Source organism: Nitrosomonas halophila, from assembly GCF_900107165.1.
GTDB classification, from domain to species: Bacteria; Pseudomonadota; Gammaproteobacteria; order Burkholderiales; family Nitrosomonadaceae; genus Nitrosomonas; species Nitrosomonas halophila.
Window position 1 is genome coordinate 1 of the sequence record NZ_FNOY01000096.1, and the last position, 7,726, is coordinate 7,726.

Here is a 7,726-nt window from a genome sequence, read left to right on the forward strand (position 1 = left end):
CCCCTACTTTTAGCATCATGGTACGTCCAAAATTTTAAAAGATAAATCTTACCGCCTTAAAGGCGGTGGTTTTAACCTTACTTCGGACTAATAAAAGAATATTCAAGCAACGCAAAAGAGTCATTTGATGCCAATGAAGAGCATATGCTTTAAAACGGAGGTTTACTAAATGGCAGTAATACAATTCGGTGATCCCGATAAGAATCCAGCGCTCACGGGCCATCAGAAAAGCAAGAATCAGATATTGAATGGCACGGATAATGGTTCTATCAACCTGCTTATCGGTGATGTTGCATTCATGCACAATCACTCTAAAGGCGGCAACGATACATTACTGGGTGGAAATAACAGCGATGGCGGGATTCTGGTTAACGCCCTCATAGGCGACTCTGGACTGATGTTTAATCACGCTAAAGGTGGTAACGATACGCTAACCGGCGGCAATAACAGTCATGGAGGCCTTCTCGTTAACGGCCTGGCCGGTGATTCTGGTGTGATGTTCAATCATGCCCAAGGTGGTAACGATGTGCTGACCGGTGGTCATAACATCAATGGCGCCGTTATCAATGGCCTGACAGGTGATACAGCACTGATGTTCGATCATTCCAAGGGCGGCAATGACGTGCTGGTTGGCGGCGATAATGCAGGCATTGGAAGCGTCATGAATATCCTGACCGGTGATGCTTTGGGGATGTTCAACCACGCCAAGGGGGGTAATGATGAGTTAATCGGCGGGAATAATCTCGGTGTTGGACATATCGTCAATATTCTGGCTGGTGATGCCCTGATTATGTCAGGCCATGCTAAAGGCGGCAACGACATACTCCAGGGCGGAGATGGTAATGGCGAGATTGGGAATACCGTCACCAATTATTTGTATGGCGATGCCAGGGAAATTAGCGTTTCTATTACTATCGACGAGATCCTGGACAAGTTCAATGAACTGACAGGCATCAACAGCAACGAGATCCTGAACACTGCCATGGATCGTCTTCCCGACAATATTGCCGGCATAAATTTTTCTGAATTCGCTGCCAACATCGAAAGCAAGCTTAATCTAAACAAGAAAGCACATGTCAAGGCCGGCAATGACATTCTGATCAGTGGAACCAATGCAACCGATCATATGTGGGGAGATTTTGGCGATCCTAGCATCACTCAGGGCGGCGCGGATACTTTCGTTTTCATGAATAACTTTGGCAATGATTTTATTTATGATTTTCGCCAAAGCGATGGAGATCAGATCATTTTTGCTGTCACAGGTGTGTCGGCTTATGATGATCTGGCTATCGAAGACAATGGTGTTAATACCACCATCATAGTCGATGTTGACGGAACAGCCCATGGCACGGTCACCTTGGTTGGGGTTTCCGGAGTGGATCTATCAGGAGATATCGGTTTTGTTTTCTAATTTTGTCATCAAACGGCTTCTTTGCAGGCCAGGCCGATAACGCATCGCTTCAACAAAATGTACAAAAGGGCAGAAAGCCAATCACGGCCTTCTGCCCTTCTTCACATATCATGCATTTTTTGTTACATCTGATGCGACTCAATGATCATGATCATCATGGCTTATTTCCATCGACTGCAGTTGCTCCAGTTGCTCGGGTGTCAGCACTTCATGCACTGCTTTTCGTTCCCGAACATGGTGTCTGACCATGGCGCTGAATTCTTTCACATGCGATTTTCCAAGTTCATGTATGGTTTCTTCATCACTTCCGGGATCCATAATCGCCTTACGGAGCGCTTTCATGCTCTGCTTCATACTTTCTTTAAGGCGTTTATGCTCCTTATCGTCTCTCATGTGCTGGCGTGCAATTTTACCAAGCTGCTCATCTGAAAGCCCGAGCGCATCAGCATGGGTCGCAACAATATGTGCATAACCATGGTGTCCATGCCCCTTGTCCTTCTTGTCTTTCTTGGCTTTCTTCTCGCCATGTTTATCGCCACCATGCTTACCACCGCCATGTTTACCGCCGCCATGAGCACCGTGGCCGCCCTGACCTGCTTGACCTGCTTGATCTGCCTGACCTTGTCTTTTCCTGCCCTCTCCCCGGCCTTCGCCACGGCCTTCACGCTCCTGATGCTGATGCGCTTCAGTCAAAATAAGCGGTCTGACTTGATCCTGACTGGAGGACAAATCAATCATGGAAGGCGTGGCGGAAGCCGCCCAAGCGGAAGTTGCGAACAAGGCCCCCACCAAAAAGGACAGACTGGTTGATCTGATATTCATAATTGCTCCTCCTGTGTTAGAAAGCGTAGAAATACAATATCACAGCTAATATGGTATGCCGCATAAATTTAGCAATACTCATAACCAATAGGCCCTGTATCCTGCTTGTGGGATGGCTATAATCGTGCATCCCGAATACATTCTCTGCCACGCCCCAATTTTCACTAGGAGGCTGTCCGAGAATAGCGATCGTAGCGAGGGCGAAGCTGGCTGAGCGGGATTTTTAGATCATTTGACGCGAATAGTGGTTCTATTCAACGAAAAGGATCGAAAAATCCAGCCTGGCAGGTTCGTCCGCAGTAGATCAGTCTATACTCGGACAGCCTCCTAGGATGTATGATACTCAGGATAGTTCCTCGCCGGTTTTATGGTGCTTAAACGCACCCTTGTACGATGGCCACGCTGAACCTGAAAAGAGCGTAGAGGGCTTTACATTATCAACTATCACCTGCAGCATTCATGGACTCTGACAAAACGATCAAAGAGCGTTTACAGGCTTTACGCGCGCGAATTGCCGCGCATGATTATCGCTACTACGTACAAGATGCGCCCACTATTCCGGATGCGGAATACGATCAGCTGTTCCGAACGCTACAGCAGCTTGAGCAGCAATACCCCCACCTGATCACACCGGATTCTCCCACCCAGCGGGTAGGAGCACCGCCATTGAAGGCATTTGGTCAACTCGCGCATCACACACCCATGCTATCGCTGGCCAACGCATTCACCGAGCATGAAGTCAGGAGTTTTGATCGGCGCATCCGGGATGCACTTGCGATCGATCTGGTCGACTATGCAGTCGAACCCAAATTCGACGGCTTGGCTGTCAATCTGATATACGAGGACGGCATTTTCACAAAAGGCGCCACCCGAGGGGATGGTTACACCGGGGAAGACATCACTTTGAATCTGCGCACCATCCCATCCATTCCGCTGCGATTGCAAACCCCTCATGCAGCAGGCCTGTTGGAGGTGCGCGGCGAAGTGATCATGCTAAAAGCTGATTTTGAACGACTGAATCAACAGCAGCAGCAAAAAGGCGAAAAAACCTTCGTCAATCCGCGTAATGCCGCTGCCGGATCATTGCGCCAACTCGATTCCGCCATCACCGCCACACGCAAGCTGACCTTCTATGCCTATGGAATAGGCGCCAATCAGGTCAACAGCCTGGTTTTCAGCCAACACAGCGAGATCCTCGCCTACCTGGTATCCCAACGATTTCTGGTCGCACAGGAAAGTGTCACCGCCGCCGACATCGAAGCAGTATTTGCCTATTATCACAAAATACAGGAAATGCGCACATCGCTGCCCTACGACATCGATGGCGTTGTCTACAAAGTAGGCAATTTGTCCCAACAGGAAAAACTGGGTTATGTCTCGCGCGCACCGCGTTTCGCCATTGCCCATAAATTTCCGGCACAAGAAGCCGTGACCGAGCTACTCGCTATAGAAATTCAGGTGGGACGAACCGGTGCCATGACACCCGTCGCGCGGCTTGCACCGGTTTTTGTGGGCGGCGTGACGGTCACCAACGCCACACTGCATAACGAAGATGAAATTCAACGAAAAAAGATCGCAATCGGCGATAAAGTCATCGTCCGGCGGGCGGGGGATGTCATCCCGGAGGTGGTCGCAGCCGTGCCCGGGGAGCGTTCATCAACGGTTCAGCCTTTTGTCATGCCGGACCATTGCCCAGTGTGCGGATCGAAAGCAGTGCGTCTGCCAGGAGAAGCAGTCACCCGTTGCAGCGGTGGCTTATTCTGCCCCGCACAACGAAAACAAGCCATTCTGCATTTCGCCTCTCGCCGTGCCGTGGATATCGATGGGCTGGGTGAGAAACTGGTCGATCAGCTGATCGAGCGCGCCCTTGTCCGAACCCCCGCTGACTTATACCGATTGGATGTCAAAACCCTGTCGCAACTGGAACGCATGGCCGAAAAATCCGCCTGCAACCTGCTCGCGGCAATCGAACAAAGCAAACAAACCACCTTCCCGCGCTTTATTTATGCACTCGGTATTCGTCATGTCGGCGAGGCAACAGCCAAAGCGCTCGCGCGCCATGCTGGCACCCTCGATCAGCTCATGTGCATGCCGATAGGACAATTGCAGCAAATTGCGGACATTGGACCAGTGGTTGCGCAAAGTATCGAAGATTTCTTCGCCGAACCACACAACCGGGAAGTCATCGAACAGCTGCGCCAAAGCGGCATGCGCTGGGAAGAAAGCAGCAATGCAGTCAAGCCGCCATCCACCCGCGATAATCCGGCAATTGCCGGCAAAGTCTTTGTGCTGACTGGCACACTGCCAGGCATGACCAGGGAAGAAGCCAAAAACCAGATCGAGCAGCTAGGCGGCAAAGTAACTGGCAGCGTCTCCGCCAGAACAGACTATGTCATAGCCGGTACAGATCCAGGTAGTAAATATACCAAGGCCATCGAATTGGGCGTGCCTGTTCTGGATGAATCACAACTGTTACACTTACTCCAAGGACACCCCATATAACGAGCACGCATTCATGGCAGAAAACCCGACTCCACAGCATATTCTCGAGCAGTCAGAACAACTTTGCACAGCCCAGGAACTGGCAGGCATCATCGGAAAGATGGCGCAAGACATTGCCAAAACGCTATCGGACCAATGCCCGGTAGTGCTATGCGTGATGAACGGTGCAGTCATTTTTACCGGACACCTGTTACCCCAGCTGAATTTCCCCTTGCATTTCAGTTACGTGCATGGCACCCGCTATCATGAAACGACTCAGGGTGGCGAATTGGACTGGAAAGTCGCGCCACCGGACGATCTCAAAGACCGGGTGGTGCTGGTTCTGGACGATGTGCTGGATGAAGGATGGACCTTGGCTGCGATCCGTGAACGCGTAATGAAAAATGGCGCACGCGCATTTTATAGTGCCGTACTGGTAGATAAGGTGATCGCCAGGGACAAACCCTTGCAAGCCGATTTTGCTGGCATCACTTTGCCTGATCGTTATATTTTCGGCTTTGGCATGGACATACATGGCATGTGGCGGAACTTGCCCACGATTTACGCTTTGAAACAATAAACTCTCAGCAGGACGATTATGATTGCAATTATCGGTGGCAGCGGCATGAACAAACTCTCTGGGCTAGAGGAATTGCACCGCCAGATTATGAGAACCCCCTACGGCGAGCCTTCCAGCCCGCTGCTATTTGGAACCATCAACGGCCAGGAAATTGTATTCCTGTCAAGACATGGATACGGCCACACCATTCCGCCACACGCTGTCAATTACCGTGCCAACATGTGGGCCCTGAATGCCTTGCAGGCTGACCGGGTAATCGCGATCGCATCGGTGGGCGGGATTCGCGCGGATATGATACCCGGTAAGATTGTCATCCCCGACCAGATCATCGATTACACCTACGACCGGAAATTCACCTACTTTGACGGCACCGACAAAGCCGTCACCCATACCGATTTCACACAACCTTACTGCCCTATCGGACGCGCCAGCATTTTGCGCGCAGCCCGGCACGCCGGCGAAAGCGTCATCGACGGTGGTGTATACGCCGCCACACAAGGCCCCAGGCTCGAAACCGAAGCCGAGATCAACCGCCTGGAGCGGGATGGCGCGGATATGGTAGGCATGACCGGCATGCCGGAAACGATACTGGCTAGAGAACTGGGCCTTTCTTACGCCACCATTGCAGCTGTTGCCAACCACGCAGCCGGACGAGGAGAAAGCACCCAGGCTGTCCCTCTGGAAACGGTTTATACGGTTCTGGAAGAATCGATGGTACATGTCAGAAATATTCTCGAACATCTGGTACAAGACTATGGCGATTAAATCGGTCTTAAAAATGGGTGACCCACGCCTGTTGCAGCCTGCCCAGCGGGTCGAGCAACTGCATACGCCGGCACTTTCAACACTGCTCCAGGACATGCAAGACACAATGGCGGCCCTGAACGGCGCAGGATTGGCTGCCCCACAAATCGGGACCGGTTTGCAGGTGGTTATTTTCGGGGTTGAGGACAATGCCCGCTATCCGGATGCCGAGCCTGTGCCTTTTACCGTATTGATCAACCCAGTGCTCACACCCCTGACTGAGCAAATGGAAGAAGACTGGGAAGGTTGTTTGAGCCTACCCGGCATGCGCGGACTGGTGCCACGCTATACCCGGCTACGCTATCAAGGCATCGATCCATCCGGCGATCCCATCGATAGAATCGCCAGCGGATTTCATGCCCGCGTCGTACAACATGAATGCGACCACCTGAGCGGAATACTTTATCCCATGCGGATCACGGATCTACGCAAGTTTGGCTATACCGATACGCTGTTTCCAGGGCAAGCGCTCGTGGATGAGTGATCGCCTGCCCCGTCCTAACCTTACCAGGGCTTAACCACGACCAGTATCACCACCGCGAACAACACCAATACCGGCAGCTCGTTGAACCAGCGATAGTAAACATGGCCATGCCGGTTACGATCATGCTTGAAGTCGAGCAGCAGCTTGCCGCAATAGACATGATAAGCAACCAACAGCACCACCAGCGCCAGCTTGGCATGCAGCCAGCCACCCGCAAAGCCATAGCCCAGCCATAACCAGGTACCGAACACAATGGTCAGCAATGCGCCTGGCGTCATGATGCCATAATAAAGCTTGCGTTCCATCACCTTGAAACGCTCGTTCCCTGGCTGATCGTCACACATTGCGTGATAGACGAATAATCGTGGCAAATAGAACAGGCCAGCAAACCAGGTGACCATGAAAATGATATGTAATGATTTAACCCAAAGCATGGATAATCCTTAAGAAAACAAGTATGGTTAGATCGATGGGCATGGATCGGCAATCGGTCCAGGCCTTGGCTGCGTTGTGCGCACCATGCTGAAATCGCAATCAAGCAATGATACAGTTTGCAGCGCGACAACCTATCAAACAGCAAGGCGTAAAGCAAGCATCCTATACCAACGATTGCCGGCATGCGGGCAATATTGCAAGGAGAACAGCACCATGTATGGAGATAGCCTCCGAAACCTGGCAGCACTTGTTTTGTTGAGCATTTTATCGCCCGTAGCCACAGGAAAATTCTACACGGGAAATCCGGATAATTATCACCATCAGCTCAGAAATCTTCGGCCTGGCGACCAGTTGCTGCTCACACCCGGCCTCTACCAACGCGGCCTCCCCATCCACCGCCTCCGCGGAGAGGCACATGCCCCCATTATCATCACCGGACCAGAATCCGGCAAGCGCGCCGTCTTCCTGGGACGACGTGGCCACAATACAGTCAGCATCATCGATGCACAGCATGTCATCCTGCGCAATATCGAGATCGATGGGCAACATCTGCCAGTAGATGGCGTGAAATGCGAAGGACATGCAAACTGGGCGCACCACATCACACTCGAGAATTTATTAGTCCGAAGTAAGGTTAAAACCACCGCCTTTAAGGCGGTAAGATTTATCTTTTAAAATTTTGGACGTACCATGATGCTAAAAGTAGGGG

The 7,726-nt window shown here is 51.5% G+C and carries 8 protein-coding genes; 5 read left to right on the top strand and 3 right to left on the bottom strand.

What is annotated here, in order from left to right:
* Positions 1 to 169: 169 nt before the first annotated feature.
* A complete protein-coding gene (locus BLV85_RS13705) occupies positions 170 to 1,411 on the top strand; it encodes a hypothetical protein (protein WP_090415798.1) in 1,242 nt (413 codons plus the stop codon).
* Between the two features lie 138 nt (positions 1,412 to 1,549).
* Here BLV85_RS13705 and BLV85_RS13710 read toward each other — a convergent pair whose 3' ends face one another.
* Positions 1,550 to 2,233, bottom strand: a complete 684-nt coding sequence (locus BLV85_RS13710; RefSeq protein WP_090415799.1) for a Spy/CpxP family protein refolding chaperone — start codon at positions 2,231 to 2,233, stop codon at positions 1,550 to 1,552.
* Between the two features lie 459 nt (positions 2,234 to 2,692).
* On the opposite strand from BLV85_RS13710, the gene ligA reads away from it, so the two are divergent.
* The 4 genes from ligA to def are packed head-to-tail and all read left to right on the top strand — an operon-like array spanning position 2,693 to position 6,582.
* Positions 2,693 to 4,735: an NAD-dependent DNA ligase LigA gene (gene ligA, locus BLV85_RS13715; RefSeq protein WP_090415800.1), complete on the top strand. Its 2,043-nt coding sequence runs from the start codon at positions 2,693 to 2,695 to the stop codon at positions 4,733 to 4,735.
* Positions 4,736 to 4,748: 13 nt separating this feature from the next.
* On the top strand, positions 4,749 to 5,294 hold the full coding sequence (locus tag BLV85_RS13720; protein ID WP_090415801.1) for a hypoxanthine-guanine phosphoribosyltransferase: 546 nt from the start codon (positions 4,749 to 4,751) through the stop codon (positions 5,292 to 5,294).
* Positions 5,295 to 5,312: 18 nt separating this feature from the next.
* Positions 5,313 to 6,059 carry an S-methyl-5'-thioinosine phosphorylase gene (locus BLV85_RS13725; protein ID WP_090415802.1) on the top strand — a complete coding sequence of 249 codons (747 nt, stop codon included), beginning with the start codon at positions 5,313 to 5,315 and terminating at the stop codon, positions 6,057 to 6,059.
* Positions 6,049 to 6,582 (top strand): peptide deformylase, encoded by a 534-nt coding sequence (gene def / locus BLV85_RS13730; protein ID WP_090415803.1) that lies wholly within the window; start codon positions 6,049 to 6,051, stop codon positions 6,580 to 6,582. Before BLV85_RS13725 ends, def begins: the two co-directional genes overlap by 11 nt.
* Before the next feature lie 20 nt (positions 6,583 to 6,602).
* On the opposite strand, the gene hemJ is transcribed toward def, so the two are convergent.
* Both hemJ and BLV85_RS14990 read right to left on the bottom strand, forming a co-directional pair.
* Positions 6,603 to 7,016 (bottom strand): protoporphyrinogen oxidase HemJ, encoded by a 414-nt coding sequence (hemJ, locus tag BLV85_RS13735; protein ID WP_090415804.1) that lies wholly within the window; start codon positions 7,014 to 7,016, stop codon positions 6,603 to 6,605.
* Positions 7,017 to 7,281: 265 nt separating this feature from the next.
* On the bottom strand, positions 7,282 to 7,599 hold the full coding sequence (locus BLV85_RS14990) for a hypothetical protein (protein ID WP_143032355.1): 318 nt from the start codon (positions 7,597 to 7,599) through the stop codon (positions 7,282 to 7,284).
* Between the last annotated feature and the right edge of the window lie 127 nt (positions 7,600 to 7,726).